Source organism: Leisingera sp. ABD4_442 (genome assembly GCF_056160905.1).
The window spans coordinates 1-1,795 of sequence record NZ_JBSWYB010000083.1; the positions used below are offsets into that span (position 1 = coordinate 1).

The 1,795-nt window shown below is 55.5% G+C and carries 1 pseudogene; it reads right to left on the reverse strand.

What is annotated here, in order from left to right:
* Positions 1-235: 235 nt before the first annotated feature.
* Positions 236-1,387 (reverse strand): annotated as a pseudogene (locus ACXAHG_RS23435) (methyl-accepting chemotaxis protein); the annotation flags it as partial.
* Positions 1,388-1,795: the final 408 nt, after the last annotated feature.

Here is a 1,795-nt window from a genome sequence, read left to right on the forward strand (position 1 = left end):
CGACAGATGCCCAAAGGTCTTCCTGTCAGCAATCGCGCTTGCAGCCCTCGTAATCTACTGGCTTTGAAACTCAATGAGTCCAGAGCCTAGGTGGAGTGCTGACACCAACCGGGCTTGGGACAGATGTTGCAGAAGGTAACCTTGCCTGCCAGTTAGAGCAGAAAACAGTGTCTCATTTGAAGGCGATCTGGCAGCCGTGAGTAGCTCGACGACTGCCAGATTTCTGCTGCACAGCTCAGAAGCCTTGCCAGGTATTGGCTCCTACAGCAGTACGCGCTGGCAGAGCATCTGCCTTTTCACCGAGCCAATCGTCCTGGCCGTGTGCACTTGGCTGAACCGCAGCAGGCGGAGGCGCTGTTCTGGCAATTCTGCTGCCGCCGCCAATTGTGAACCGCGCCATCAGGTCAGCCAGTTTCCCTGCATCTGTATGAAGCAGGTGCCCTGCTGCGGTAGCCTCTTCCACCATCGCGGCGTTTTTCTGGGTGACTTCGTCCAACTGGGTGACCCCGGTATTGATTTCCGCCAGTCCGGTGGCCTGCTCTGCCGCACCTGCGGCAATGCCCGAGATCAGCTTGGAGATTTCGTTGACCTGCCCGACAATGCTTGACAGTGCCTCGCCTGCTTTGCCGACGAGGCTGACGCCTTGTCCTACCTGCTTGGAGCTATCGCCGATCAGGGTCTTAATCTCGGTTGCGGCATCCGCAGACCGCTGCGCCAATCCTCTGACTTCAGACGCCACAACAGCGAAGCCCTTGCCCGCCTCGCCTGCTCTTGCAGCTTCCACGCCTGCATTCAATGCCAGCAAATTGGTTTGGAACGCGATGTCATCAATCACACTGATAATTTGAGCGATCTGGTTGGAAGATTTTTCTATCTCAGTCATTGCCGAAACAGCATCCTGAACAATGATCCCGCTGTTTTCTGCTTCCTGACGGGCGTCCGCCATTGTGCTTTCAACGCTGCGGGCACCTTCAGCCGCCGACTTCACTGAAGCGGTCATTTCTTCGAGCGCGGCAGCGGTTTCCTCAAGGGTTGCTGCCTGACTTTCCGTCCTGTTCGAGAGTTCGTCAGCAGCTTGGCTGATCTCTGCGGCGCCACTATTGATGCTGCCAGTGGCAGAGATCACGTCCTGAATTGTCTCCTTCAGAGTTGTGACCGTTGAATTGAAGCTGGCCCGCAGTTCTTCATATTCCTCGGGAAAGGCTTCCTTGATTTCACAGTTCAGGTCGCGCTGTGCCAAGCGTCCGAGATGCTGATCCAGCTTGCCAACAACTGCTCCACGGTCAGCAATTCGGCTTTCCTCAATTGAGGCTAGCGCCGCTTCTGCTTCCTGCAGAGCAGCCCGGGTGACGTCCATTGCCTGGCTGAGGTGTCCGACCTCGGTTTTGCAGTCCAGGTTTGCCGGAGTGAAATCGAATTCTTTGCGGGACAGTTTATTCAGGTCATCCTGGAGAGATCCGAATTGCCTTGTAAAGGTAAGAATAAGACGGATCCCGATACCCGCACTGATGGTCAGCGACAGGAGTACGCAGGATACTGCAACGATGAGAGAAGACCAAGCGCTGCTGGCCTCTTCCTTCGCGAGAAGAACCATTTCTTCCGCTGTCAAGTTTTCCAAGGAGCGAAGATGGGTGAGCCATTCAGTCGCTTTCCCGAACCACTCCTGTGCCGAAATGTCTGGGAGATTCCCTCCGGGTCCCGCTTCTAGGCTCTGGACTCATTGAGTTTCAAAGCCAGTAGATTACGAGGGCTGCAAGCGCGATTGCTGACAGGAAGACCTTTGGGCATCTGTCGT